This window comes from Pseudomonas sp. RIT778 (genome assembly GCF_019718735.1).
Lineage (GTDB): Bacteria > Pseudomonadota > Gammaproteobacteria > Pseudomonadales > Pseudomonadaceae > Aquipseudomonas > Aquipseudomonas aphyarum.
This window is the reverse complement of the sequence record NZ_JAIHBA010000013.1, coordinates 134,483-159,634: the sequence shown is the minus strand read 5'-3', so window position 1 is coordinate 159,634 and position 25,152 is coordinate 134,483. Positions and strand designations below refer to the sequence as shown.

Below are 25,152 nucleotides of genomic sequence, written 5' to 3'. Positions count from 1 at the left end.
CACCCCACCGCCACCCCCACCGCCGCAAGCCTCCAGCGACGAACTCTTCAGCCAACTCGATGCAGACGGCGACGGCACTGTTACCGCCACCGAACTGAACAGCGCGCTGCAGACCAGCGACAGCACCTCCTCAAACAACACCGACACCGCCACCGCACTGCTCAAAGTGCTGGACAGCGACAGCAGCGGAGGCGTCAGCAGCGACGAACTGAAAGCTGCACTGCATGCAGGTCGCGAACGCCCGGATGACGAACAGACTGCCAGCAATACTCAAACCACCACCGAAGCGCTGAGCCGGATGATTGCCAATCTGAGCAAGCAGTACTCGCTAGAAAGCACTGCGTCGGTGGGCAAGTATTTGAATGTGGCGACTTGAGATTGGGTGAAGAGGATCGCTTTCGGGTCAAGACTTGAGGGGCGATTAACTCTGGCTGGGTGAGTGGTTTGCTTTGGCTCTGCGGTGTGTCATCAAAGCGGCCCTCACCCTAGCCCTCTCCCAGAGGGAGAGGGGACTGACCGAGGAGAATGTGAGAGGTACGCCGACGTGAGATACCGAGGTGAACTCGGGTTTTGAAGCACATAAGTCCACTCATACCTACGCGCCAACACCAACACCAAAACCAACATCGGCATCGGCATCGGCATCGGCATCGGCATCGGCATCGGCATCGGCATCAGCATCGGCGGCAGCGTCCACTTCCGCACCAGCACCAGCACCAGCTTCCACATAAACTTCTGCTTTCGCTTTTGCTTTGGCTTCCCACCACTCAACACAATGAGCGTTAGCTCGAGTACCGCTCTTGACGTGCCGGCCCCATCGGAAGGCTGAGTGGAGGGATTTATCCGGGGGTGGGAGCGCAGCGACCGTGCGGCGAAGCCGCATGCATCGAGAGAAGGTGCAGCGAAGCAAACCGTAGGCGATGCCCCCGGATGAATCCCGGAGCGAAGGAACGCCGAGCCACAGCGAGGCGCCGAACGCAGGGGCCCAGACCTTTGGTTCCTTTGGGGCGTTTGCCAAAGGGACTCGCCGTAAGGGCGAAACCATAAGCCGCCGTTACCGAAGAAACGGATATGTACACAGTCAACCCAAAACCCGGTCGGCCCAAAGGCCGCCAAGTCCAAAGCCTCAAACCCGAGCCTGACTCTTACTCCAATCCGTCAACAAACTATAAGCAACAGCCAAAAGCGTAGGCCCAATAAACAACCCGATAAACCCAAACGCAATCAACCCGCCAAACACCCCAAGCAACACAATCACCAACGGCAGATTCCCGCCCCGGCTGATCAGATACGGCTTGAGCACGTTATCCACGCCACTGATGATGAACGTCCCCCAGATCCCGAGAAACACCGCCATCCCGTACTCACCCTTCCAGGCCAGCCAAGCCGTGGCCGGAATCCACACCAGCGGCGGCCCCATCGGAATCAGACTGAGCAAAAACGTCACAATCCCCAGCACCAGCGCACCCGGCACCCCGGCAATCAGGAACCCGATCAGCGCCAGCACCGCTTGCGCTGCCGCCGTACCGATCACCCCATTGACCACCCGCTGCACCGTACCGGCCACCAGATCGATGTAATACCCGGCCCGATCACCGATCAAGCGCTCCAGCAGACTGTGCACGAACGCCGCCAATCGCGGTCCGTCACGGTAAAAAAAGAACACGAAGACAATGCTCAGGGTCAGTTCGAGAATCCCGCTGCCGATCTGCGCACTGCGCGCCAGCAACCAGTTGCCGACCTGCCCCAGATAAGGTTTGACCGTCACCATCAGGGCCGCGCCCTGCTGATCGATGCTGTTCCAGATCCCGACAAGCCGTTCGCCCACCACTGGCACGCCGCCCAGCCAGCTCGGCGCCTCGGGCAGTCCGTCGACCTGCACATCCTTGATAAACGCCGTGGCATCGCGCACGTGATCGGCCAGGTTAAAGCCGAGCCACACCAGCGGCCCCGCCACCAGCAACATCCAGCCCATGGTCAGCAACAGCGCCGCGAGGGATTCCCGGCCATTGAGCCAGCGGGTCAGCAGGCGCATCAGCGGCCAGCTGGCAAACGCCAGCACCGCGCCCCAGAACAGCGCTGACCAGAACGGCGCCATCACCCAGAAACTGGCACCAAACAGCACCAGCAACAGGATCTGCACCAGCAGACGATCATTATTGGGCATGTGAAATCTCGAAAAAAATCAGTCAGGCAAAGAGTAGGCGAACACGTCGAGCGTGTCCGCCAAAGACACCTTATCGCAACAGATCGATGCGCAGGCCTTCGCCGTCGACACTGCCGGTTTCCATTCGCGCGGCGCGCACGCCTTGCCCGATCAGCGCCTGCCGCCAGGCCTCGGCTTTCGGCCCGGACACCGTCACCCGCAACGTGGTGTCGAGGTTCAGGCCACGGGACAACAAGCGCAGCCAGGTGTCATCCGGATCGCCAGCGAGCTTGGGAAAGTCCAGTTCGCCGGTGCTTTTCAGTTCCCGCAGCAGCGTGGCCGAGGTCGGCAGCAGGTCACCGAGCGGTGCCAGCGCCTCGAACTGTTCAACGTGCAGATAGGCTTTGCGATTGCCCCGGGTGATGCTGTACAGCGCCACCAGCGTGTTGTCGCGCGGGGCCGCGAGCCTCAGCAGCAGATAGGCCTGCTGCTCGTCGGCACCGTACAGCTTGGCGTTGCCGAACACCTCATTGGCCCACAGGCTGCTCTCGCCGCAATCCCGGGCCTGGCACCAGAACAACAGCTGCGCGTCCTGCTTTTGCAGGGCTTCGCGAGCGAGAGTGAAGGCTTCGGTGGCGGAATGTTCCGGCGGCAATTCGTAGGTCACCGAGGTGGTTTGCCCCCGGGCGCTGACCTGGCCGTCGAAACGCAACTGGCCGCTGATCTTGCGGATCGAGCCGAGCGGGTAGATCCGCTCCAGCTCCACGGCGGGGCGATAGTCGACGATCTGCGCATCGGCCACACGCGGCACGATCGGCAGGTCCTGACTGCCCGGCAGGTCGGCAGCGAATAGAAAGGGACTGAAACAGCACAGCGCCAGCAGACTGATAGATCGCATGGACAGGCTCATCGCAGGGGCATGGCCTGGGTGCCTTGAGGGCAGTTCGAAGTCGCAGCGGTGTAGAAATCCATCTTGGTTGTCTCCCATTTCAACCTGCCCAGCCTCGACAGTTGCCGGGAGCAAGTCAAGGAATGGCGAAGAACCGATTGAAACAGTCTGCGACAAGGTCGGCCCCGGCTTCATCGTTCAGGTGCAGATGATGCCCGCCCGGCAGCTGTTCCCGGTCAAAGGGTAGACGTTCCAGCAGCTCCGGATGTTTGGCCAGCATGCCGTCGGCAGCGACCACCAACTGCGCGGGGCAGGCAATGCGCTGCACGAACGCCATCGCCTGCTCCTGGGTCAGACGCAGCGGCGACGGCAACGTCAGACGATTGTCGGTGCGCCAGGTGTAACCACCGGGCACCGGCATCAGACCGCGCTGCGCCAGCAGTTCGGCGGCTTCGCGACTGACCGCCACCAGCCCTTTCATCCGCGCCTCGATCGCCCGGTCGAGAGTGTTGTAGACCGGTTTGCGCTTTTCCCGAAGATCAAGCTGCGCCTGTAAGGCCATGCCCATGCGCTCGGCGGCGTTTTCGCCTTTGTCGGTAGGAGGAATCACCCCGTCGATCAACGCCAGATGGGTGATGCGTTCGGGCAACGACCCGGCCAGCACCAGCGACACGATCGCGCCCATCGAATGTCCGAGCAGGCCGAAACGTTTCCAGCCCAGTTGCTCGGCGACCTGCAGCACGTCATGGGCGTAGTCCCACAGTGCGTAACCGGCGCCGTTCGGCCGGTGCCCGGAATGCCCGTGACCGGCCATGTCCAGCGCCACGATTCGCAAGCCTTTGAGCTTCGGCGCCAGGCGCGCGAAGCTGTTGGCGTTGTCCAGCCAGCCGTGCAGGGCGATCACCGGCAACCCGTCTTCCGGGCCGAACAGGTGCGCGGCCAGTTCGATATGCGGCAGGCTCAGGCGCACTTCTTCGACGGCGGGGTTCATGCGCAATCCTTGTCTTGCCGGCGCTCCCAGCGATCGAACAGGCTTTTCAGTAATTGCGCGGTGTCTTGTGGGCGCTCAAGCGGAAACATGTGCCCGCCAGGCACGGTCAGCGACTCGCCCTGAGGCAGGCGCCCGACGAAGCGGGTGTGATGGTTCATCACCACACGGCTCTTGTGCCCGCGCACCACCGCCAGCGGCACTTTCAATTGCCGGGTATGCGCAGGACTGGTGTGCGGCACGCCGCGATAAATGCTGATCTCGGTCGCAGGATCGAAGCGCAGGCGCAGCTTGTCGCCAACCTTGTGCAGACCGTGTTGCAGGTAGGCATCGAAACATTCCGGATCAAAGCTGCGGAACAACGTCTTGCCGGCAAAATAACCGCGGGCACTGTCCAGATCGGCAAACTCTTCGCGCCGCCCCAGCGTGCGGCCGGCCGGAGTCAGTTTGTCGATGAAACCAAAGCGCTTGGCGGCGCGGATCACCCATTGATCGGTGCGGGTCAGCACCGGCGAATCGAGCATCACCACGCCCCGATACAGTTCAGGGCAACGCAGTGCGGCGTGCAAATGCAGCATGCCGCCGAAGGAATGGCCCACGCCCCACACCGGTTCATCTTGCTGTTGAAGATGATGGATGAGTTCGTCGACCAGGTGGTACCAGTTGTCACCCGCCGGGAAACGCGGGTCATGGGCGTGTTGTTCCAGATGCGCGACCCGGTACTCGGGCGCCAGCGCCGCGAACAGTTTGCCGTAGGTGCCCGAAGGGAAACCGTTGGCGTGGGCGAAGAAGATCGGTTGCGACATACCGGCAAATCCATGAGCGGAAAACAGGCGTTGATTGTCCGTAAGACCGCGTCCCACAGCAATGACCGTAACTGCCAGGAATGATGACAGTCCGGTCAGGGCTATGACGTTTCGGCCATCAACGCGCCGGCGGTTGTTGTCCCAGCGGCACCACTGCCATGGTCAGGCGCGACACACAACTGGCCTTGCCTTCATCGCTGGTCAGGCGGATGTCCCAGACATGGGTGGTGCGGCCGATGTGGATCGGTTTGGCCACCGCCGTCACCCGTCCGCTGCGCAGTCCGCGCAAGTGGTTGGCGTTGATTTCCAGGCCGACGCAATAGAACTTGCTGGCGTCGATGCACAGGTAACTGGCCATCGAGCCGACCGTTTCCGCCAGCACCACCGAGGCGCCGCCGTGCAACAGGCCATAAGGCTGGTGGGTGCGATGGTCGATGACCATGCTGGCCGTCAGCGATTCTTCGTCGAATGACTCGAAGCGGATGTCCAGCACTTCGCCGATGGTGTTTTTCTGGATTGCGTTCAACTGCTCGATGTTCGGAGTGGTGCGCCACAAGGTCATCGCAGGCTTCCTTTGTTGTTTTGATCGACGCTCAATCCTGCCACAGCACCGCCTCGCTGCGCTCGCTCCATTCTTCGAAGCGTGCTCCGTAGGTGTCTTCGATGATGTTGCGTTTGATTTTCAGGGTCGGCGTGAGGAACCCGTTCTCCACCGCCCAGCTGTCCTTGACCACCACCAGCCGGCGCAGACGCTCGTGCTTGTCGAGCACGGCGTTGACCTCCTCCAGCAGTTTTTCCAGGCTCGAATGCAGCGGCGCGCGGGCCTCCTCCCGGCCCACGGCCGACAGCACGCACAACCCCAGCGGCGCACTCAGGCCATCGCCGACCACGCAGACCTGCTCGATCCGCGAATGCACCGCCAGCCGATTTTCGATCGGCGCCGGGGCGACGTACTTGCCCTTGCTGGTCTTGAAGATTTCCTTGAGCCGCCCGGTCAGGCGCAAACGCCCTTCGGCGTCTTGCTCGCCCTTGTCGCCGGTGCGCAGGAAACCGTCTTCGGTGAGGGTCTCGGCGGTTTTCTGCGGCTCCTTGAAGTAACCAAGCATGTTCGCCTGGCTGCGCACCTGCACTTCGCCGGACTCATCGATGCGCACTTCCACGTCGGGGCATGGCCGGCCGATCCAGCCTTCCTTGTATTGCCCCGGCAGGCAGATGTGCGAATAACCGCAGCTTTCGGTCATGCCGTAGACCTCCAGCACGTCGAGCCCGAGTTTCTGATACCAGCGCAACAGGGTCAGTGGCACCGGCGCCGCACCGGAAAGCGCGACGCGCAAGGCATCCAGCCCCAATCCCGCCAATACCTTGTGGCCGATCCGTTTGCCGATAAAGGGCAGACCGAGCAGGAAATCCAGACGTTTCGCCGGGATCTTGCTGTAGACGCCCATCTGGAACTTGGTCCAGATCCGCGGCACACCGAACATCGCCGTCGGCCGCGCCCGCTTGAGATCGGCGAGGAAGGTGTCGAGGCTCTCGGCGAAAAACACCGTCTGCCCGGTATAGATCGACGCCAGTTCGACGAACATCCGCTCGGCGACATGACACAGCGGCAGATACGACAGCAGCCGGTCGTTCTCATTGAGACCGAACAGCTGCGTGCCGTGCGTCGTCGCGAACCCGAGATTGGCGAAGCTGTGCATCACGCCCTTGGGCAGGCCGGTGGTGCCGGAGGTGTAAATGATGGTCGCCAGTTGCTCGGCGGCGGGACGCGGGTCGTCCTGGATCGGCGAGCTGCGCTGCAAATCATCCCAGTTGAAATCGAATGTGCCCGGTGGGTGCAGCGGCAGGCTGACGGTGGTCAGGCCCGCCGGCACACCTGGCGACATACCCGGCCAGTCATCGAGCTTGCCGATGAACGCCAGCACGCTTTCCGAGTGGGTCAGCACCTGATTCACCGATTCGGCAGTGAGGTTCGGATAGAGCGGCACCGAGACATGCCCGGCCATCCAGATCGCCAGATCGGCGATGATCCAGTGCGCGCAGTTTTTCGAGATCAGGGCGATGTGGCTGCCTTGCGGCAACTCCCGGGAGCGCAGCCAATGCGCGGCGCAGCGGGCCTGATGGCCGACGTCGGCCCAGGTCAGTGTCTCGACCTGCCCGCCGCCGATCGGCTGCACCAGAAAACGCTGACGCGGGTGCCGGGCCTCGCGTTCGTAAAACACGTCCAGCGGCAAACGGAAGGCGGAAGACATTCGACTCGCTCCTGTTTTTTGGTCTGGAGCAAGCGTAGTCAACCAAGCAAGTGCTTGGTTGACTATTTCGTACAAAAAATTTCAGGGATGTTTAAGGCTGTTGAGCGTCATCGAACCGATCAGCAATTCGCTGTGTTCAAGCTCTGCCAGCCCGGCGGTGCTGACCTTTTCCGGTGGGTAGCCCGCACCGTGTTGCAGGTAGCTGAGCAGATTGCCCACCAGCGGATTGTGGCTGACCAGCAGCACGTTGCTCACCGACACCAGTTGCTCGGCCACGCGGTCCGGATCAACTTCCGGGGTCAGCCACTCGACCGTGCGGATCTCCGGCTCGAAGCCGAGAGCTTCGCGCACCAGTTGCGCGGTCTGCTGCGCCCGCAGGTAAGGGCTGGCGTAAATGGCGGTCAGCGGCTGGCCCATCAAACGGGCTGCGCTGCTCAACACTTCCTTGCGACCGTGGGCGGTCAGTTCACGCTCGGAGTCGGGGCGCGAGCCATAGGGCTCGGCCTCACCGTGACGCAATACCCAGAGTTTCATAGCTTGGGTTCCTCATCCCGGGCCGGATGCGGTGCCGGCGCGACAACGTGTGGCGCTTCACCTTCCGGAGTACGCGGCGTCGGCCAGTCGGCGAACGGCCAGGGTTTCTGGTCGCTGTGAAAACTGCCGAAACGACCGATCTGCGCCAGAAACTGGCTCAGGCTGTCGCCGAAATTCATCAGGCTGGCGCTCGGGGCGCCATAGATCAAACGATAGATCAACTGCACCAGCACCACCGCGCCGAGGATGAACTGCGCTACCTGCCAGACCAGCACGTAGACGATCATCCACAACACCCGCAGGAGGATGGATTCATATTTGGCTTCGGTTTTCGGATCGTTCATGCCCTGCTCCCTGCTGAATCAGTTGAAACCACTGGTGGAAATAAAGTCGACGTCGGTTTTCGGCTCGCCTCTCATCAGAAGACCGATCACCTGCTCAAGCGTGCGCCCTTCGAACAGAATCGCATGCAATCCGGCGACCAGCGGCATGTACACGCCGACGTCCTGAGACTTGGCCTTGAGTACTTTCAGGGTGTTGACCCCTTCGGCCACTTCACCGAGGCGCGACACCGCTTCGTCGAGGCTCAAGCCCTGACCGAGGGCAAAACCGACCTGATAGTTGCGGCTTTTCGGCGACGAGCAGGTAACGATCAGATCGCCGACCCCGGCCAGACCGAGGAAGGTCATGGGGTTGGCGCCCTGATTCACCGCAAACCGGGTCATCTCGGCCAGGGCGCGGGTGATCAGCATGCTCTTGGTGTTCTCGCCCATCTCCAGCGCCACCGCCATGCCGGCAATGATCGCGTAGACGTTTTTCAGCGCGCCGCCCAGTTCAACGCCGAAACGGTCGGCGCTGGCGTAGACGCGGAAAGTGCGGCCATGCAACGCGGCCTGCACCGCTTTGCAGAGCTCTTCATCTTCGCTGGCGACCACGGTGGCGGTCAGCGCGTGCTCGGCGATTTCCCGCGCGAGGTTCGGCCCGGACAGCACGCCGATGCGCGCTTGCGGGGCGATCTCTTCGAGAATCTGGCTCATCAGTTTGAAGGTGTGGGCTTCGATGCCTTTGGTCAGGCTGACCAGCATCTTGCCGCTCAAGCGTTCGGCGTGCGCCGCCAACACCGTGCGCAGCGCGCTGGACGGCAACGCGACGAAACACAAATCGCAGGCGTCGAGGGTTTCCTGCAGGTCGGTGACCGCAGTCACGCCCGGCAGAATCTTGATGCCTTTGAGGTAACGCGGGTTTTCGCGATTGACCCGGATGGCCTCTGCCTGCTCGGGGTCACGCATCCACTGCCGGACTTGATGGCCGTTCTCGGCCAACAGATTGGCCACGGCGGTACCGAAACTTCCGCCTCCCAGGACCGCAATCGGGCGCTGTTCAGTCATATGTAATCCGTTAATCCATACCAGTGGCGATGCCGGCATTATACGGAGCGTCCCCTTCTCGGACAGCCCCGGCGTCAATTACCCGCACTTGTAGGAAGAAGACCAATAAAACCGAGGAAAATGCCTGCAACGTGACTGGAAAAGTGGTCGTCCTCGGTTAACATGCGCGCCAATTCTTTGCTATCAAGGCTGCGTCGTGTTTTCTGGCCCCCCTTCCCCGCGTTCGTCCCTGCTGCTGGCGCTGCTGTTCAGCCCGGTGCTGCTGGCGGACGACCTGTTTGTCGACAGTGAGGCCTTGCCGCAGATCCTGACCGCCACGCGCCTGAAACAGTCGCCGGCGGAAGTCCCGGGCAGCATGACCGTACTGGACAGCGAACTGATCAGCGCCAGCGGCGCCCGGGACATCAGCGAACTGCTGCGTCTGGTGCCGGGGATGATGGTCGGCAACATCAGCGGCAATCAGGCCGTGGTGAATTATCACGGGACCAACGCCACTGAAGCCCGGCGCATGCAGGTGCTGATCGACGGCCGTTCGGTGTACCGCGCCGGTCTCGCGACCGTGGACTGGAGTGACATCCCGGTGGCGATGGAAGACATCGAGCGCATCGAAGTCTTTCGCGGCCCGAACACCGTCAGCTACGGCGCCAACGCGTTGATGGCGGTGGTCAACATCATCACCCGCAACCCGGCGGACAGCCACGGCACACGGCTGAAGCTGACGCGCGGCCAACGCGGCATCAACGACTTCTATGCCAGCCAGAGCACCGGCTGGAATGGCGGCGACCTGCGTCTGTCGCTGTCCGGCCAGGAAGACGACGGCTTTGACAGCGACCGCACCGGCGCCGACTACCGCGATAGCCGCCGCTTGAACCGCTTCAGTCTCTCCGTCAGCCAGACCCTGAGCGACAACCAGAGCCTGGACTGGCAGGTCAATGCCAAGGACGGGACCAATCAGCGACCTTACACCTACCGACCGGTGTTCTCCGGGATTACCGCTGCCGGGAACAATTCCGACGTGGTTGCCAAGGACTACGCCGGTTCGGTGCGCTGGAACCTCGACCTCAATCCCGATCACAGCCTTTATGTGCAAGGCTCGGCGCAACACTGGGACCGCCAGCAGACCTGGCGCGCCTGTGACGCCGAAGTCTCGTTCAGCCCGCAATTGACGGAACTGTGGCAGCTCAACCCGAACTACACCGAACGCCTGGCCCGCAACATGACAATGTTCACCGGCCCCGGCGCACCCGCCGGCACGCCGCAGGAAATGGCCCTGGCCAATCAGGTGCTGGACCAGTGGCGCAACGGTGCGCGCCAGACCCTGTGCGGCGACATCGACCAGAGTGCCCGGGAATCGCGCTACGACCTGGAGTTGCAGGACACCCTCAGCCTGTCCGATAGCCTGCGTCTGGTCAGCGGCCTGAACTATCGTTACGACCGTGCCGATTCCGAGACCTATTTCAACGGCACGCTCGACGACACCACCTGGCGCGCATTCGGCCAACTGGAATGGCGCGCCAGCGAACACTGGTTGTTGCAGGGCGGCGCCATGTTCGAAGACACGCAATTGATCGGCAGCTCGCTGACGCCCCGGTTTGCGGTCAACTACCTGTTCAATCCGCGCCACAGCCTGCGCGCGGTGTATTCGGAAGCCATCCGTTCGCCGGATATGTTCGAGAACAACGTCAACTGGAGTTATCAGGTGACCAACCTGCGGCCCGCCGCCTATGGCCAGTCTTCGGCCCGCTACTTCGTCAAGACCCGGGGCCCCGGCGATCTGGACCAGGAGCACATGCGCTCGCGGGAACTGGGCTACAACGGCTATTTTCCGGAATGGGGCCTGGCGCTGGACGTGAAGCTGTTCTACGACGAAATCACCGGGATGATCAGCGAGCCGCTGCGCAACAATCAGTACATCGCCAGCAACGCCAACGATTCGCGCTTTCGCGGCACCGAGACGCAACTGGACTGGCGCCTGAGTGCGGCCGACCGCCTGCGCCTGACCTACGCCTTCGTCGACGCCGAGGCGAGCAATCCGCTGGACCAGCAATTCACCGCGCGCAACAGCGGTTCGGCGGGCTGGCTGCGCGATTGGGGCCACGGCTGGAACAGCGCCCTCTTCTATTACGGTGACAACGCGCTCAACGGTTACCGCTTCGAGCGGGTCGACACGCGCATCGCCAAACGCATCGCCCTGGGCAAGGCCCAACTGCAACTGGCCGGCGTGCTGCAACAACGCCTCGACCATGAGCCGACCACCTTCGTCGACAACAATTACGACGAACGCCGCGTGGTGTATTTCAGCGCCGAGCTGGAGTTCTAGATGCGCTACGCCATGTCACGGAAGATGCCAACACTCGGCCAATGGCTGGCCGGGCTGTGTCTGTTCCTGACAGCGTGGCTGCATGGCGTGGCGGTGCAGGCGGCCGACATTTTGCTGACCGGCGCGGAAGAAAGTCCCGGCGTGCAGTCCTTCGTTCAGGCCCTGAGCGAACTGCGCCCGACCGACCGCGTGCATTTCCAGCCGCTGGCCAGTTTGCCGGCGCCGGGCAAGTTGCCGTCGAGCCTGCGCCTGATTCTGCTGGATCTGCCGAGCCTCGACTGGCGCATGCAGGAAAGCCAGGGCCCGGCGACGTTGGTCCTGCGCATCAGCCGCCTGCAAGCCCGGCAACGCTTCGGCGACGCGCAACCGCCCCACTTGAGTCTGCTCTGGGCCGATCCGCCGCTGAGTCGTCAGTTGCAACTGATCCGCCGGATCCTGCCCCAGGCCGGGCGAGTCGGCGTGCTGTTCGATCAGCACAGCGAGTTCCTGCTCAAGGAACTGCAATCGGCCGCCCAGCCGCTGAATCTGCAAATCGTCCCGCAACGCTGGGACAACACCCACGACGGCCGCCCCTTGCAGACCGTGCTGAAAAACAGCGACGTGCTGCTGGGCCTCGACGACCCTGACCTGTACAACCCGAAAACCGCGAAGAACCTGTTGCTCAGCAGTTACTCTCGGCAACTGGCGCTGGTCGGGCCGAATGTCGCTTTCGTCCGTGCCGGCAGTCTGGCCAGTACCTACAGCGATCAGAACGACTGGCTGGCCGTCCTCGACGAGTTGCTGGACCGGCCACCGAGCACCTGGCCACGCACGCTCTACCCCGGGCGTTTTAAAGTCTCAAGTAATGCGCAGGTGGCTCGTTCCTTAGGGATAGAACCGATGAATGAAGCGTCTGTCGCCGCAGAGCTGGCCGAAGGAGAGCGCCGCCCATGATTTTCCGCCGTTGGGACATCAACACCCGCACCCAGTTGATCAGCCTGGGCCCTGCGCTGTTGCTGACCTTGCTGCTGATCAGCTTTTTCACCTTCGTGCGCATTCAGGATTTGCGTCAGGAGCTGAACCACACCGGCCAGTTGATCGCCAACCAGCTCGCACCGGCCACCGAGTACGGGGTGATTTCCGGCAACAACGAAGTGCTGGAAAGCCTCCTCAAGGCCACGCTGGCCACGCCGAACGTGCGGTTTCTGGAAGTGCAGGACAGCGCCAACCGGATTCTGGCCTACGTCGAACAGCCGGCGGATGCGCACAACCGTCCGCATCAGGTCGAGGTGTTCCAGGCGCCGGTGCGACTGCAACGCATTGCCCTGCACAACGATTTCTTTCAGGACGGTAAAAGCAGCCCCGGCGTGGCCAGCGAGGATTATCTGGGGCGGGTGATCGTCGGGCTGTCGAATGACGCCTTCAGCCAGCGCCAACAGGAGATTTTGCTCAAGGCCGGGATTCTGGCGTTGTTCGCCCTGCTCTTCACGTTTGTGCTGGCGCGGCGACTGGCCGGCAGCCTTTCGCAGCCGATCCGCGACATCGGCAATGCGGTCAAGGCGATTCAGGACGGCGACTACAAGACCCCGCTGCCGATTGTCGATGACACCGAGCTGGGCGCCCTGTCCCAGCACATCAACAACCTGGCCCAGGCGCTGGAACAGGCCAGCCGCGAACAGCATCAGGCGATGGCGCAACTGATCCAGACCCGCGAAGAGGCGGAGAAGGCCAACAACGCCAAATCGGATTTCCTGGCGATGATGAGCCATGAACTGCGCACCCCGATGAACGGCGTGCTGGGCATGCTGCAATTGCTGGAAACCACCGACATGACCGAGGAGCAGGTCGAGTATGCGGCGCTGGCTTCCGAGTCCACCGAGCATTTGCTCAAGGTGATCAACGACATTCTGGATTTTTCGCGCATCGAGCGTTCGGAACTGGAGCTGGAGCACATTCCGTTCAACCTCGCCGAAGTGATCGGCGCCTGCGCCCAGTCGTTCCAGCACAGCGCGGCGCAACGCGGGCTGGCCCTACAACTGCGAATCCCCGAAGACATGCGCGACTTGCAGGTACAGGGCGATCCGACGCGGATCCGGCAAATTCTGGTCAACCTGGTCGGCAATGCGCTGAAGTTCACCGAACAGGGGCGCGTCAGCATCGAGGCGCAGTGGCAGTCGCTGGATCACGAGTTGCTGTGGTTCACCTGCGCGGTACGTGACAGCGGCATCGGCATTTCGCCGGAGAGCCTGGAGCTTATGTTCAACGCGTTCCAGCAGGCCGACAGCTCGATTTCCCGTCGTTATGGCGGCACCGGCCTGGGCCTGCCGATTGCCCGCACCCTCGCCGAACGGATGGGCGGTACTTTGCGCGCTCAGAGCGAAGAAGGTCGCGGATCGGTCTTCACCCTGGAAATACCGCTGGCTTTATATAAGCAGGCCCTGCCCGCGCTGGCGGCACCGCGCACGTTGAACGGCGACGGTCACGGCGAAGGGCGCAATGTGCTGCTGGTGGAGGACAACCCGGTCAACCAGACGGTGATCGAAGCCATGTTGCGCAGCCTCGGCTTTACCGTCAGCGTCGCCACCGATGGCGTGCAGGCGGTACGCAGCGCCGGGGACAGCCGTTTCGAAGCGATCCTGATGGATTGCCGCCTGCCGCTCATCGACGGATACGAGGCGACCCGCCAGATCCGCCGCCTGCCCGGTTGCGGCCATGTGCCGATCATCGCCCTGACCGCCAATGCATTGCAGGGCGACCGGGAAAACTGCCTGTCGGCGGGCATGAACGATTACCTGGCCAAGCCATTCAAACGCAATGATCTGCAGCAGATTCTGCAGCGCTGGGTGCAGTAACGGGGCCCTTTCGAGCATCTGCGACTGGCGTGAAAAGCGAAAGTGCGGCAGTCTTAGGCACCCGAACGGGCCTCAAAAGGGGCTTGATTAAAAATTTCAGTGCACAAGTGTACATTCATGTCCTTGGTGCTGTGACTTTCACCACAACGCAATAGTCTATGAGTAGGCTGCCGGTTCGAGGCATAAACGCGTCGATCGGCCGGGAAGATTTGCCCCACCTGCCGCATGGGATTATTGAGGAGCTCGCATGACCAAACAAAACGCCTTTACTCGGGAAGACCTGCTGCGCTGCAGTCGCGGTGAGCTGTTCGGCCCAGGTAACGCGCAACTGCCCGCCCCGAACATGCTGATGGTGGATCGCATCACCCTGATCAGCGAAGAAGGCGGCAAGTACGGCAAAGGTGAATTGGTCGCCGAGCTGGATATCAACCCTGACCTGTGGTTCTTCGCGTGCCACTTCGAAGGCGATCCGGTGATGCCGGGCTGCCTGGGTCTGGACGCCATGTGGCAACTGGTCGGTTTCTTCCTGGGCTGGCAAGGCCTGCCGGGCCGTGGCCGTGCGCTGGGTTCGGGCGAAGTGAAATTCTTCGGCCAGGTCCTGCCGACCGCCAAGAAAGTCACCTACAACATTCATATCAAGCGCGTCCTCAAGGGCAAGCTGAACCTGGCCATCGCCGACGGTTCGGTGACTGTCGACGGTCGCGAAATCTACACCGCCGAAGGCCTTCGCGTCGGCGTGTTCACCTCCACTGACAACTTCTAAGGGTTATTCGCATGCGCCGCGTCGTTATCACTGGTCTGGGCATTGTTTCGTGCCTGGGCAATGACAAAGAGACCGTCTCCGCTAACCTGCGTGCAAGCCGCCCTGGCATCCGGTTCAACCCGGAATACGCCGAAATGGGTCTGCGTAGCCAGGTTTCCGGCTCCATCGACCTCAACCTTGAAGAGCTGATCGATCGCAAGATCTATCGCTTCGTCGGCCACGCAGCGGCTTACGCCTACCTGGCCATGAAAGACGCCATCGCTGACTCCGGTCTGACCGAAGAGCAGGTGTCCAACCCGCGTACCGGCCTGATCGCAGGTTCCGGCGGCGCGTCGACCCTGAACCAGATGGAAGCGCTGGACATCCTGCGCGAGAAAGGCGTCAAGCGCGTCGGCCCATACCGTGTAACGCGGACCATGAGCAGCACCGTTTCGGCTTGCCTGGCCACACCGTTCAAGATCAAGGGCCTGAACTACTCCATCGCTTCTGCCTGCGCCACCAGTGCTCACTGCATCGGTACCGCCATGGAACAGATCCAGATGGGCAAGCAGGACATCGTTTTCGCCGGTGGCGGTGAAGAGGAGCACTGGAGCCAGTCGTTCCTGTTCGACGCGATGGGCGCCCTGTCCAGCAAGCGCAACGACACCCCTGAGCAAGCCTCCCGCGCCTACGACGCCGACCGTGACGGTTTCGTCATCGCCGGCGGTGGCGGCATGGTGGTGGTCGAGGAGCTGGAACACGCTCTGGCCCGTGGCGCGAAGATCTACGCGGAAATCGTTGGCTACGGCGCGACTTCCGACGGCTACGACATGGTGGCACCAAGCGGCGAAGGCGCAATCCGCTGCATGCAGCAGGCGCTGTCCACCGTCGACACCCCGATCGACTACCTGAACACCCACGGCACTTCGACTCCGGTCGGCGACGTCGCGGAAATGAAAGGTGTGCGTGAAGTGTTCGGCGACAAGGCCCCGGCCATCAGCTCCACCAAGAGCCTGTCGGGTCACTCCCTGGGCGCCGCCGGCGTTCACGAAGCGATCTACTGCATGCTGATGATGGAAGGCAACTTCATCGCCGGTTCCGCCAACATCGACGAACTGGACCCTGAAGTGGCCGATCTGCCGGTGCTGACCAAGACCCGCGAGAACGCCACCATCAACACCGTGATGAGCAACAGCTTCGGCTTCGGTGGCACCAACGCCACCCTCGTGCTGAAGCGCTGGGAAGGCAAGTAATTCCCTCCCGCTGAGCCGCACATGAAAACGCCCCGACTGGTTCGGGGCGTTTTTTTTCGCCTGGAGAAAAGCATTTTCAGCGGCGCCAAGATGAAACGTTTGTCATGCAACTTACCGCCCTGCGACTGAATGTCGCGGATTCAGCGGGCTCCAGCGCTGTTGCAGATTTCGCAAGAATACATTGCACAAATCGAGCGTTTACTTAGCAGGCTAACAAAATTTATAACAGAGTCCTGCACACGCCTTGCTGCAGATAACTTGAGATTTGGAGCTAGCAGATGACTGTAAAAGTAACTGAACGCGACGATTCACACATGTCCCATGAAGGCGTAGCCGCCGGCGTACGGATCTGGGATGTGCACCAACAAGACTTACTGGTCGGCATGTTCCACAACGAGATCGACGCCCACAACTACAAGGCCGAACTGGAACTGCAAGAACGCCAGCGGGATCTGAAATCCGCCTGAATCAATACCACAGCATTGAAAACGACAAACCCCGCCATGAGCGGGGTTTGTCGTTGTTGGCTGCTTCAGGGCCGCTTCGCAGCCCGGCGAGACCCGATTACCACATCAGATCATCAGGGATCACATAGGCCGCGTACGGATCGTCCTCGGCATTGACCTCTTCGACCTTCTCGTTGAGCTGCACGATGCGCTGTGGATCGCGCTCCTGGATCTTCAGGGCCGCCTCACGAGGAATCACTTCGTAACCGCCAGCGTGGTGCACGATCGCCAACGAACCGCTGCTGAGCTTGTTGCGCATCAGCGTGTTGACCGAGATGCGCTTGACCTTCTTGTCGTCGACAAAGTTGTAGTAGTCCTCGGTCGTCAGCTTCGGCAGACGCGAGACTTCGATCAACTGCTTGACCTGTGCAGCGCGGGCCTTGGCTTCCGCCTTCTCCTGCTGCTGACGGTTCAGCTCCTGGTCGCGCTTGACCTTCTCGGCCTGGGCTTCCTGGGCAGCACGCTGCTGGGAGTCGTCCAGCTCGATCTGACCCTTGTGGGCCAGGCGCTGTTGTTTCTGTTTGTCTTTGCTGACCTGCTTGGCCTGCTTTTGGTTGACCAGCCCTGCTTTGAGCAACTGGTCGCGAAGGGAAAGGCTCATTGATGCTTACTCACTTAGGCAACGGCTCAGCCGCAGCTGGGCAAATTCTTTTCCTGACGTTTGGCTTCGCCCCACAGGGCGTCCAACTCTTCGAGGGTGCAATCTTCTATGGGTCGGTGGGTGTCGCGCAATGCCTGTTCGATAAAACGGAAACGTCGTTCGAACTTGCCGTTGGCGCCACGCAACGCGGTTTCCGGATCGACCTTCAGATGCCGGGCCAGATTGACCACGGAAAACAGCAGATCGCCGATCTCGTCGGCCACCGCTTGCGGGTCATTTTCGGACATGGCTTCGAGCACTTCATCGAGCTCTTCACGGACCTTGTCCAGCACCGGCAAGGCATCCGGCCAGTCGAAACCGACCTGCCCGGCGCGCTTCTGCAACTTGGCCGAGCGGGACAGGGCCGGCAATGCAGCCGGCACATCGTCGAGCAGTGACAGTTGCTGCGGCTCGGCGGATTTCTCGGCGCGCTCTTCGGCCTTGATCTCCTCCCAGCGCTGCTTGACCTGCTCTTCGTTCAGACGCGGCACGTCCAGCGGCGCATACAGATCGCCGGTGGGGAACACGTGCGGATGACGACGAATCAGTTTGCGGGTGATGCTGTCGACCACGCCGGCGAATTCGAACCGCCCCTCCTCCCGCGCCAGCTGGCTGTAATACACCACCTGAAACAGCAGATCGCCCAACTCGCCCTGCAAGTGGTCGAAGTCGCCGCGCTCGATGGCGTCGGCGACTTCGTAGGCCTCTTCAAGGGTGTGCGGGACGATGGTCGCGTAAGTCTGCTTGATGTCCCACGGGCAACCGTACTGCGGGTCGCGCAGACGGTTCATCAGGTGCAGCAGGTCTTCAAGGCTGTAGATCGGTTTCATGGAGTCCGGTTACGCCGCGTTTCGATGATGTTCGGCAACTGGGAAATCCGCCCCAGCAACCGCCCCAGCGCGTCCAGACCCGGAATCTCGATGGTCAGGGACATCAGCGCAGTGTTGTCCTCCTTGTTCGAGCGGGTGTTGACCGCCAGCACGTTGATCCGCTCGTTGAGCAGCACCTGCGAAACGTCACGCAGCAGACCGGAACGGTCGTAGGCGCGGATGACGATGTCCACCGGATAGGTGAGCACCGGCACCGGGCCCCAGCTGACCTGGATGATCCGCTCCGGCTCGCGCCCGGCCAGTTGCAGCACCGAGGCGCAGTCCTGACGGTGAATGCTCACGCCACGGCCCTGGGTGATGTAGCCGACGATCGCATCGCCCGGCAACGGCTGGCAGCAGCCGGCCATCTGGGTCATCAGGTTGCCGACACCCTGGATCTGAATGTCGCCGCGCTTGCCCGGTTTGTAGCCGGTGGCCTTGCGCGGAATCAGTTCCAGCTGTTCGTTGCCGCGTTCCGGCTCGACCAGCTGTTGCGCCAGGTTGACCAGTTGCGCCAGACGCAGGTCGCCAGCCCCGAGGGCGGCGAACATGTCTTCGGCGGTTTTCATGTTGGCCTTGTCGGCCAGCTTGTCGAAATCCACCGCCGGCAGACCGAGGCGATTGAGTTCGCGTTCGAGCAGGGTCTTGCCCGCCGCGACGTTCTGGTCGCGCGCCTGCAACTTGAACCAGTGCACGATCTTCGCCCGCGCCCGGGACGTGGTGACGTAGCCCAGGTTCGGGTTCAGCCAGTCGCGGCTCGGGGTGCCGTGCTTGCTGGTGATGATCTCGACCTGCTCGCCGGTCTGCAGGCTGTAGTTGAGCGGGACGATGCGCCCGTTGATCTTCGCGCCACGGCAGTTGTGACCGATTTCGGTGTGCACGCGGTAGGCGAAGTCCAGCGGCGTCGCGCCTTTCGGCAAGTCGATGGCGTGACCGTCCGGGGTGAAGATGTAGACCCGGTCCGGCTCGATATCGACTCGCAGCTGTTCGGCGAGACCACCGATGTCGCCCAGCTCTTCGTGCCACTCGAGGACCTGACGCAGCCAGGAGATTTTCTCTTCGTAGTGGTTCGAGCCGGACTTGACGTCGGTGCCCTTGTAGCGCCAGTGCGCGCAGACGCCGAGCTCGGCCTCTTCGTGCATCGAATGGGTACGGATCTGGACTTCCAGCACCTTGCCTTCCGGACCGATCACCGCCGTGTGCAGCGAGCGGTAGCCGTTCTCTTTCGGGTTGGCGATGTAGTCGTCGAACTCTTTCGGGATGTGCCGCCACAGGGTGTGGACGATGCCGAGCGCGGTGTAGCAGTCGCGCATTTCCGGCACCAGCACGCGCACCGCACGCACGTCATAGATCTGGCTGAATTCCAGACCCTTGCGCTGCATTTTGCGCCAGATCGAATAGATGTGTTTGGCCCGGCCGCTGATGTCGGCTTCGACGCCGGTGGCCTGCAATTCGTCCTTGAGCTGGGTCATCACGTCGGCGATGAAACGCTCGCGATCCAGCCGCCGCTCGTGCAGCAGCTTGGCGATCTGTTTGTACTGATCGGGTTCCAGGTAACGGAAGGACAAGTCCTCCAGTTCCCATTTGATATGACCGATGCCGAGTCGATGCGCGAGCGGCGCATAGATGTCGAACACTTCCCGGGCGACCCGGTTACGTTTTTCGTCGTCGGCGGTTTTCACCGCGCGGATCGCGCAGGTGCGTTCGGCGAGTTTGATCAGCGCGACACGCACGTCGTCGACCATCGCCACCAGCATCTTGCGCAGGTTTTCCACCTGGCCCTGGGTGCCGAGGACCATCGACTGGCGAGGGCTGAGGCTGGCACTGATCGCCGCCATGCGCAGCACGCCGTCGATCAGCTTGGCGACCACCGGGCCGAAGCGCTGGCTGACCGCCGCGAGTTCGATCTGGCCTTCGCGCACGCCGCGATAGAGAACCGCAGCCACCAGCGAATCCTGATCGAGCTTGAGGTCGGCGAGGATCTCGGCGATCTCAAGGCCCGTGCTGAAACTGCCGCTGCCTTCGGACCAGAGATTCTTCGCCGCATTGGATTGTTGCTCGGCCTGGCGAGCGTACTCGCAGGCCTCTTTCAAGGCTTCGCGATCCAGTGCCAGATCGACACTGACCGCATGATCGAGCCAAGCCTCGAGATTGATACTGCCGTCAGTGTTGATCGGCTGGTGTGCTCTCACCTGTACCATCTTGCTTTACCTTCCCTACGACGCAGATTCAATGCGTCAAATCACTGACCTTCAATGCCCGTTCGCGCTCGCGGGGCCAATGCGAGCGCTACGGACGACCAGTCGGATCAGACGAGCCATCCTGGCTCGCTTCAAATAACGCCATGGCCTCGACATGTGCCGTCTGAGGAAACATATCGAGAATCCCGGCACGTTTTAACCGGTAGCCCTGCTTGATCAATTCGACCGTGTCGCGCGCCAGAGTTGCAGGGTTGCACGACACGTACACCAACCGTTTGGCGCCCAGGGTCGCCAGCTTGCGCACCACCTCGAAAGCACCGTCGCGCGGTGGGTCCAAGAGTACCGCAGAAAAGCCGTTTCCGATCCACTGAGCATCGGTCAAAGGCTGGGATAAATCGGCCTGAAAAAACTTTGTGTTATGCAAATTGTTGCTAGCGGCATTCGCCGCCGCGCGATCGACCATGGTCTGCACACCTTCGACCGCCACCACTTCACGCGCAGCTTTCGCCAGCGGCAGTGCGAAGTTGCCCAGACCGCAAAACAGGTCGAGCACGCGTTCATCGCTCGTCGGTTTCAACCAGTCCAGCGCTTGCGCGACCATGGCCTCGTTGACCCCGGCGTTGACCTGAATGAAATCCCCCGGCCGGTAGGCCAGTTGCAGATCCCATTGTTCCAGGCGGTAACCGAGCGACTGTGCATCATCCACCGGCTGCGGTTCGCCTTCGCCATGCAGCCAGAGTTGCGCTTCATGGAACGCGCAGAAATCCTTGAGGATCGTCAGATCAGCTTCGGACAGCGGCGCCATGTGACGCAGCAGAACGGCAAGTGACGAGCCACTGAACAATTCGACATGCCCCAGCGCCTGAGGTTTGCTCAAGCGACGAAGCATCTCCGGCAAGCGGGTCATGATCGGCTGCAAGGGCTGTACCAGCACCGGGCATTCGCTGATCGCGACGATGTCCTGGCTGCCGGCGGCACGGAAACCGACCTCAAGCTTTTTGGCTTTGCTGTCCCAGCGCACGGCGATCCGGGCGCGGCGACGGTAGCCGAATTCGGGACCGGTCAACGGCGCCGCCCACGCCTCGGGTTCGGCACCGGCGACTCGCGACAACTGCTCGGCGAGCATGCGCTGTTTCAGGGCAAGCTGTTCGTTGTGGGGCAGATGCTGAACGCTGCAACCGCCGCAGCGGCCGGCGTGCTGGCAAGGTGCTGGACGGCGCAATTCACTGGCGGTAAATACGCGCTCGGTGCGCGCCTCGACCACTTTGCCGTGGGCGCCGAGCACCCGCGCCTCGACCTCTTCACCGGCGAGGGCGCCGAGGACGAACCAGGTTTTGCCTTCAAAAAACGCGATGCCACGACCGTCATTGGCCAGGCGCTCGATGCTCAAGCGCTGCTTTTTGCCGGTCGGGATTTGCGGGGCCTTGCTGCCGCCGGTGGGCTGGAAGCGCAGGCCTCTCTCGTGCTTGGCCATCAGTTGGGCGCGTCGAAAATGCCGGTCGACAGGTAACGGTCGCCACGGTCGCAGATGATCGCGACGATCACCGCGTTTTCAACCTCTTTGGACAGGCGCAGCATCGCTGCCACTGCACCGCCCGAGGACACGCCACAAAAGATGCCTTCTTCGCGGGCCAGACGCCGGGTGACGTCTTCGGCTTCGCTTTGCGCCATGTCGACGATGCGGTCGACGCGCTCGGCCTGATAGATCTTCGGCAGGTATTCCTGCGGCCAACGGCGAATGCCGGGAATGGCCGAGCCTTCCATCGGTTGCAGGCCGACGATCTGCACGTTGTCGTTCTGCTCCTTGAGGTAGCGCGACACGCCCATGATGGTGCCGGTGGTGCCCATGGAGCTGACGAAATGGGTGATGGAGCCCTGGGTCTGACGCCAGATTTCCGGGCCGGTGGTGGTGTAGTGCGCTTCAGGATTGTCGCCGTTGGCGAACTGATCCAGCACCTTGCCACGGCCTTCGGCTTCCATCCGCTGGGCGAGATCACGAGCGCCTTCCATGCCCTCTTCCTGACTGACCAGAATCAGCTCCGCGCCGTACGCGGTCATCGCCGCTTTACGCTCGGCGCTGGAATTGTCCGGCATGATCAGGATCATCTTGTAACCCTTGATCGCGGCGGCCATCGCCAGGGCGATCCCGGTGTTGCCCGAGGTCGCTTCGATCAGCGTATCGCCTTCGTGGATCTGCCCGCGCAACTCGGCACGGGTGATCATCGACAGCGCCGGACGATCCTTGACCGAACCCGCCGGGTTGTTCCCTTCGAGCTTGAGCAAAAGGGTGTTGCTGGTGACACCGGGCAGGCGCTGCAAACGCACCAGCGGCGTGTTGCCGACGCAATCGGCGATGGTTGGGTACTGCAAGGTCATGGCGTTTTTCGCAATCCGGACTGCGGGGGCGCCTATCATACCGGCAAACCTGCGCAGGCCATATCACGCAAAGTGTGGTGCTTATGGTTTCTTGGAATAAGCAGTAAAAGTCTCACCAGTGGTGAGACTTTTTTAAAAGAGTGTCAGCAGTGCTGACACTTTCCTGTGCCGCTCACACAATCTGCGGGCGGCTCATGTCCACGGTGGGAGCTGGCTTGCCAGCGAAGACGTCGGGACTGGCAGCACTGTCATCCGCCACCAACCGCAGATTCAGTCGCAATCCCGACGGTCCGTTCTCGGCCCACAGGGTTCCGCCCTGGCGTTGCACCGCGTTCCTCGCGATGCTCAGTCCCAGACCAAATCCACCGTCCCCCGGCCGCGAGCCGTCGAGGCGGATGAAGGGCGAGAAGATCCGTTCCAGATCCGCCTCGGCCACGCCGCCGCCCTCGTCCTCCAGCCACAGGTGCCAGTAATCGCCATCTCGCCGACCGTCGAGCCGCACGATGCCGCCGGGTGGCGAATGGCGAATGGCGTTGCGCAGGATGTTTTCCAGGGCCTGGGCCAGGGTGTTGAGATTGCCGCGTACCCAGCAGGAAGCTTCCACCCCGCACTGCAACTGCCCGACCGGACAACAGCTTTCGTAGCAGGCGTTTTCGGTGAGCATTTCCCACAGCGCCTGAACCTGGATCGCTTCGTCCGGCAACGGTGCGCGTTCGGTGTCGAGCCAGGCCAGTTGCAGGGTGTCTTCCACCAATCGCTGCATCACGTCGACTTCGCGACCGATGCGCTCGCGCAACGGTTGCAGTTGCTGCTCGCTTTCGCTGGCGACCCGCAACCGGCTCAGAGGCGTGCGCAGTTCGTGGGACAGGTCGCGCAGCAGTTGCTGTTGCAGGGCCACAGTGGATTGCAGGCGTTCGGACATCGAGTCGAAGGCACGGGCCAGTTCACCGAGTTCATCGGGGCGCTGGGTGATGCCGCTCGACAACCGCACATTCAATTGATCGGCGCGCCAGGCATTGGCCTGCTCGCGCAGATTGTTCAGCGGCACCACCAGCAGGCGATACAGGCCGACGCACAGCAGCAAGGTGAACAGACCGGGAATCACACCGTTGGTGATGACCCGCCAGAACACCCGGTATTTGCCTGGCAGGAATCGCTCAGGCAACTCGATGACCAGACTGCCGGCCGTCGGGTCAATGGGGAACGGTACGCGCAACCACGGCCGGCCCTTTTTGTGAATCGGCCAGTCGAGGCCTCGCAGGAAGGTCAGGTGCTGAAGCTCCTGAGCATTCAACGGCTGGCTGCCCAGCGACTGCAGATTGCCGCCGATCACGCCGACCCAGCCGGCCTCGCGCAACTCCATGCTCTGCAACCAGCTATCGATGCCGTCACGCTCGCCCTGCTGCCAGGCGCGCTCGGCCTCGGCGGCATAACGGCTCAGGGTGCGACGGGCGTCGTCGGAGAGGAACTGGTTGCGCTGTTCCATGTAACGGCCCCAGGACCAGCTCAGCCAGATCATCAGCAGACAGAACGCCACCAGCAGACAAGCGAGTTTCCAGAACAGCGAGTGCCGGCCCGGCAGGTCAGACACTTTCATCGACGGCACTCAGGACGTAACCCTTGCCCCACACCGTGCGCACTTCCCGCTCGGTGTAGCCGACCGACTTGAGTTTGCGACGGATCTGGCTGATGTGCATGTCGAGGCTGCGGTCATGGGCCGCATAACCGCGCTGAAGAACGTGCTGATAAAGGAAGGCCTTGCTCAGCACTTCCTCGTCGTTGCGATTGAGGGTTTCCAGCAGACGGTATTCGCTGCGAGTCAGGCCGGCGGGCTGGTCGAGGTAGAACACGTCGCACTGCTCGTCGTCGAAACGCAGCCCGCCGACCGGCACTACCGGGGTGACGGCAGCCGGACGACGGTCGAGGGCGACCCGGCGCAGGATCGCTTCGATCCGCACATGCAGCTCGGCCATGCTGAAGGGTTTGGGCAGGTAGTCGTCGGCGCCGAGGCGGAACCCGCTGATGCGGTCGGCTTCGGCACCGAGGGCTGACATCAGCAACACCGGCGTGGAATGGCTCTGACGCAGTTGGGTCAGGACATTCAATCCGTCGAGCCCCGGCAACAGAATGTCCATCAACACCACGTCGAACGGCTGGCGCCGGGCGATGCTCAGGCCTTCACTGCCGTTCTGGCACCAGGTGACCTGGAAGCCGCTGCGGCCCAGTTGCTCATGGACATAGGCACCGAGGACGGGATCGTCTTCGATGGAAAGAATGCGGGGCTGGCCAATAGAGACAGGAGTCATGACTATCTGCAAATAATTCTCAGTTGGGCGATTATTCAAGATTGCCCGGCGCCCGGCAACCCAAGCTTGACCTGTCGGACAGATGACCGCTCCCCAAGCGAAGGACGA

At 62.0% G+C, this 25,152-nt stretch carries 22 protein-coding genes and 1 pseudogene; 7 read left to right on the top strand and 16 right to left on the bottom strand.

Annotation, left to right across the window (positions count from 1 at the left end; translation table 11 throughout):
• Positions 1 to 376 (top strand): annotated as a pseudogene (locus K5E37_RS10665) (histidine kinase); the annotation flags it as partial.
• Positions 377 to 1,126: 750 nt separating this feature from the next.
• On the opposite strand, the gene K5E37_RS10660 reads toward K5E37_RS10665, so the two are convergent.
• The 9 genes from K5E37_RS10660 to K5E37_RS10620 form a co-directional block, all read right to left on the bottom strand.
• A complete protein-coding gene (locus K5E37_RS10660; RefSeq protein WP_007957818.1) occupies positions 1,127 to 2,167 on the bottom strand; it encodes an AI-2E family transporter in 1,041 nt (346 codons plus the stop codon).
• A gap of 70 nt (positions 2,168 to 2,237) precedes the next feature.
• Positions 2,238 to 3,044 (bottom strand): DUF4892 domain-containing protein, encoded by an 807-nt coding sequence (locus K5E37_RS10655; protein ID WP_007957816.1) that lies wholly within the window; start codon positions 3,042 to 3,044, stop codon positions 2,238 to 2,240.
• Between the two features lie 127 nt (positions 3,045 to 3,171).
• The gene (locus K5E37_RS10650) at positions 3,172 to 4,026 is read right to left on the bottom strand and encodes an alpha/beta hydrolase (protein WP_007957814.1); all 855 of its coding nucleotides are present in this window, start codon (positions 4,024 to 4,026) and stop codon (positions 3,172 to 3,174) included.
• A complete protein-coding gene (locus K5E37_RS10645) occupies positions 4,023 to 4,829 on the bottom strand; it encodes an alpha/beta fold hydrolase (protein WP_085607375.1) in 807 nt (268 codons plus the stop codon). The genes K5E37_RS10650 and K5E37_RS10645 overlap by 4 nt, the downstream gene beginning before the upstream one ends.
• A 118-nt stretch (positions 4,830 to 4,947) precedes the next feature.
• A complete protein-coding gene (locus K5E37_RS10640) occupies positions 4,948 to 5,391 on the bottom strand; it encodes a hotdog fold thioesterase (RefSeq protein WP_221533769.1) in 444 nt (147 codons plus the stop codon).
• Positions 5,392 to 5,422: 31 nt separating this feature from the next.
• Entirely contained in the window at positions 5,423 to 7,078 is a 1,656-nt protein-coding gene (locus K5E37_RS10635; protein WP_221533768.1) for an AMP-binding protein, read from the bottom strand.
• A gap of 81 nt (positions 7,079 to 7,159) precedes the next feature.
• Positions 7,160 to 7,612 carry a phosphohistidine phosphatase SixA gene (gene sixA / locus K5E37_RS10630; RefSeq protein ID WP_007957806.1) on the bottom strand — a complete coding sequence of 151 codons (453 nt, stop codon included), beginning with the start codon at positions 7,610 to 7,612 and terminating at the stop codon, positions 7,160 to 7,162.
• Entirely contained in the window at positions 7,609 to 7,956 is a 348-nt protein-coding gene (locus K5E37_RS10625) for a DUF4389 domain-containing protein (RefSeq protein WP_007957804.1), read from the bottom strand. Before K5E37_RS10625 ends, sixA begins: the two co-directional genes overlap by 4 nt.
• Positions 7,957 to 7,974: 18 nt before the next feature.
• A complete protein-coding gene (locus K5E37_RS10620; RefSeq protein ID WP_007957803.1) occupies positions 7,975 to 9,000 on the bottom strand; it encodes an NAD(P)H-dependent glycerol-3-phosphate dehydrogenase in 1,026 nt (341 codons plus the stop codon).
• Between the two features lie 196 nt (positions 9,001 to 9,196).
• Here K5E37_RS10620 and K5E37_RS10615 point away from each other — a divergent pair, with 196 nt between their 5' ends.
• The 6 genes from K5E37_RS10615 to K5E37_RS10590 all read left to right on the top strand — a co-directional run bounded on the left by K5E37_RS10615 (position 9,197) and on the right by K5E37_RS10590 (position 16,613).
• A complete protein-coding gene (locus K5E37_RS10615; protein WP_221533767.1) occupies positions 9,197 to 11,320 on the top strand; it encodes a TonB-dependent receptor domain-containing protein in 2,124 nt (707 codons plus the stop codon).
• Positions 11,321 to 12,253: an ABC transporter substrate-binding protein gene (locus K5E37_RS10610; protein ID WP_221533766.1), complete on the top strand. Its 933-nt coding sequence runs from the start codon at positions 11,321 to 11,323 to the stop codon at positions 12,251 to 12,253. It abuts the gene before it with no gap.
• Positions 12,250 to 14,151 (top strand): ATP-binding protein, encoded by a 1,902-nt coding sequence (locus K5E37_RS10605; RefSeq protein ID WP_221533765.1) that lies wholly within the window; start codon positions 12,250 to 12,252, stop codon positions 14,149 to 14,151. Before K5E37_RS10610 ends, K5E37_RS10605 begins: the two co-directional genes overlap by 4 nt.
• Before the next feature lie 247 nt (positions 14,152 to 14,398).
• Entirely contained in the window at positions 14,399 to 14,914 is a 516-nt protein-coding gene (gene fabA, locus K5E37_RS10600; protein WP_003227150.1) for a 3-hydroxyacyl-[acyl-carrier-protein] dehydratase FabA, read from the top strand.
• Positions 14,915 to 14,925: 11 nt separating this feature from the next.
• Positions 14,926 to 16,146 carry a beta-ketoacyl-ACP synthase I gene (gene fabB / locus K5E37_RS10595; RefSeq protein WP_007957797.1) on the top strand — a complete coding sequence of 407 codons (1,221 nt, stop codon included), beginning with the start codon at positions 14,926 to 14,928 and terminating at the stop codon, positions 16,144 to 16,146.
• 278 nt (positions 16,147 to 16,424) lie between these two features.
• Entirely contained in the window at positions 16,425 to 16,613 is a 189-nt protein-coding gene (locus K5E37_RS10590) for a hypothetical protein (RefSeq protein ID WP_007957795.1), read from the top strand.
• A gap of 97 nt (positions 16,614 to 16,710) precedes the next feature.
• Here K5E37_RS10590 and K5E37_RS10585 read toward each other — a convergent pair whose 3' ends face one another.
• The 7 genes from K5E37_RS10585 to K5E37_RS10555 form a co-directional block, all read right to left on the bottom strand.
• On the bottom strand, positions 16,711 to 17,253 hold the full coding sequence (locus K5E37_RS10585; protein WP_007957793.1) for a DUF2058 domain-containing protein: 543 nt from the start codon (positions 17,251 to 17,253) through the stop codon (positions 16,711 to 16,713).
• Between the two features lie 26 nt (positions 17,254 to 17,279).
• The gene (mazG, locus tag K5E37_RS10580) at positions 17,280 to 18,113 is read right to left on the bottom strand and encodes a nucleoside triphosphate pyrophosphohydrolase (RefSeq protein ID WP_045121848.1); all 834 of its coding nucleotides are present in this window, start codon (positions 18,111 to 18,113) and stop codon (positions 17,280 to 17,282) included.
• Positions 18,114 to 18,118: 5 nt separating this feature from the next.
• Positions 18,119 to 20,362: a GTP diphosphokinase gene (gene relA, locus K5E37_RS10575; protein WP_007957789.1), complete on the bottom strand. Its 2,244-nt coding sequence runs from the start codon at positions 20,360 to 20,362 to the stop codon at positions 18,119 to 18,121.
• An 88-nt stretch (positions 20,363 to 20,450) separates the two neighbouring features.
• Positions 20,451 to 21,836: a 23S rRNA (uracil(1939)-C(5))-methyltransferase RlmD gene (gene rlmD / locus K5E37_RS10570; RefSeq protein ID WP_221533764.1), complete on the bottom strand. Its 1,386-nt coding sequence runs from the start codon at positions 21,834 to 21,836 to the stop codon at positions 20,451 to 20,453.
• On the bottom strand, positions 21,836 to 22,738 hold the full coding sequence (gene cysM, locus K5E37_RS10565) for a cysteine synthase CysM (RefSeq protein ID WP_045121847.1): 903 nt from the start codon (positions 22,736 to 22,738) through the stop codon (positions 21,836 to 21,838). The genes rlmD and cysM overlap by 1 nt, the downstream gene beginning before the upstream one ends.
• Positions 22,739 to 22,910: 172 nt before the next feature.
• A complete protein-coding gene (locus K5E37_RS10560) occupies positions 22,911 to 24,335 on the bottom strand; it encodes a sensor histidine kinase (RefSeq protein WP_221533763.1) in 1,425 nt (474 codons plus the stop codon).
• On the bottom strand, positions 24,322 to 25,044 hold the full coding sequence (locus K5E37_RS10555) for a response regulator transcription factor (protein ID WP_085607389.1): 723 nt from the start codon (positions 25,042 to 25,044) through the stop codon (positions 24,322 to 24,324). The genes K5E37_RS10560 and K5E37_RS10555 overlap by 14 nt, the downstream gene beginning before the upstream one ends.
• Positions 25,045 to 25,152: the final 108 nt, after the last annotated feature.

Excerpts from the sequence above, each read along its gene's own strand:
- K5E37_RS10660 (WP_007957818.1), bottom strand. The coding sequence starts at position 2,167 with ATGCCCAATAATGATCGTCTGCTGGTGCAGATCCTGTTGCTGGTGCTG.
- K5E37_RS10655 (WP_007957816.1), bottom strand. The coding sequence starts at position 3,044 with ATGCGATCTATCAGTCTGCTGGCGCTGTGCTGTTTCAGTCCCTTTCTA.
- K5E37_RS10650 (WP_007957814.1), bottom strand. The coding sequence starts at position 4,026 with ATGAACCCCGCCGTCGAAGAAGTGCGCCTGAGCCTGCCGCATATCGAA.
- K5E37_RS10645 (WP_085607375.1), bottom strand. The coding sequence starts at position 4,829 with ATGTCGCAACCGATCTTCTTCGCCCACGCCAACGGTTTCCCTTCGGGC.
- K5E37_RS10640 (WP_221533769.1), bottom strand. The coding sequence starts at position 5,391 with ATGACCTTGTGGCGCACCACTCCGAACATCGAGCAGTTGAACGCAATC.
- K5E37_RS10635 (WP_221533768.1), bottom strand. The coding sequence starts at position 7,078 with ATGTCTTCCGCCTTCCGTTTGCCGCTGGACGTGTTTTACGAACGCGAG.
- sixA (WP_007957806.1), bottom strand. The coding sequence starts at position 7,612 with ATGAAACTCTGGGTATTGCGTCACGGTGAGGCCGAGCCCTATGGCTCG.
- K5E37_RS10625 (WP_007957804.1), bottom strand. The coding sequence starts at position 7,956 with ATGAACGATCCGAAAACCGAAGCCAAATATGAATCCATCCTCCTGCGG.
- K5E37_RS10620 (WP_007957803.1), bottom strand. The coding sequence starts at position 9,000 with ATGACTGAACAGCGCCCGATTGCGGTCCTGGGAGGCGGAAGTTTCGGT.
- K5E37_RS10610 (WP_221533766.1), top strand. The coding sequence starts at position 11,321 with ATGCGCTACGCCATGTCACGGAAGATGCCAACACTCGGCCAATGGCTG.
- K5E37_RS10605 (WP_221533765.1), top strand. The coding sequence starts at position 12,250 with ATGATTTTCCGCCGTTGGGACATCAACACCCGCACCCAGTTGATCAGC.
- fabA (WP_003227150.1), top strand. The coding sequence starts at position 14,399 with ATGACCAAACAAAACGCCTTTACTCGGGAAGACCTGCTGCGCTGCAGT.
- fabB (WP_007957797.1), top strand. The coding sequence starts at position 14,926 with ATGCGCCGCGTCGTTATCACTGGTCTGGGCATTGTTTCGTGCCTGGGC.
- K5E37_RS10590 (WP_007957795.1), top strand. The coding sequence starts at position 16,425 with ATGACTGTAAAAGTAACTGAACGCGACGATTCACACATGTCCCATGAA.
- K5E37_RS10585 (WP_007957793.1), bottom strand. The coding sequence starts at position 17,253 with ATGAGCCTTTCCCTTCGCGACCAGTTGCTCAAAGCAGGGCTGGTCAAC.
- relA (WP_007957789.1), bottom strand. The coding sequence starts at position 20,362 with ATGGTACAGGTGAGAGCACACCAGCCGATCAACACTGACGGCAGTATC.
- rlmD (WP_221533764.1), bottom strand. The coding sequence starts at position 21,836 with ATGGCCAAGCACGAGAGAGGCCTGCGCTTCCAGCCCACCGGCGGCAGC.
- cysM (WP_045121847.1), bottom strand. The coding sequence starts at position 22,738 with ATGACCTTGCAGTACCCAACCATCGCCGATTGCGTCGGCAACACGCCG.
- K5E37_RS10560 (WP_221533763.1), bottom strand. The coding sequence starts at position 24,335 with ATGAAAGTGTCTGACCTGCCGGGCCGGCACTCGCTGTTCTGGAAACTC.
- K5E37_RS10555 (WP_085607389.1), bottom strand. The coding sequence starts at position 25,044 with ATGACTCCTGTCTCTATTGGCCAGCCCCGCATTCTTTCCATCGAAGAC.